This is a genomic window from Desulfocurvus sp. DL1XJH-121 (assembly GCF_054819825.1).
The window spans coordinates 1-251 of sequence record NZ_JBTVWW010000158.1; the positions used below are offsets into that span (position 1 = coordinate 1).

At 64.9% G+C, this 251-nt stretch carries 1 protein-coding gene; it reads left to right on the forward strand.

Annotated elements, in window-relative coordinates:
• A partial coding sequence (locus tag ACYYG1_RS17710; protein WP_461211647.1) for an ATP-binding cassette domain-containing protein occupies positions 1 to 251 on the forward strand: 251 nt, incomplete at both ends.

Genomic DNA, 251 nt, shown 5'->3' on the forward strand with positions numbered 1-251 from the left:
GAACCTGATCGCCTACGTGCCGCAAACCGAAGACGTCGACTGGAACTTCCCGGTGCTGGTGGAAGACGTGGTGATGATGGGCCGCTACGGCAAGATGAATTTCCTGCGCATTCCGTCGCGCGAGGATCGCTTGCGGGTCGACAAGGCGCTGGAGCGCGTCGGCCTCAGCGAGCTGCGCGGCCGGCAGATCGGCGAACTCTCCGGCGGTCAGAAAAAGCGCGTGTTTCTGGCGCGCGCCCTGGCGCAACAGG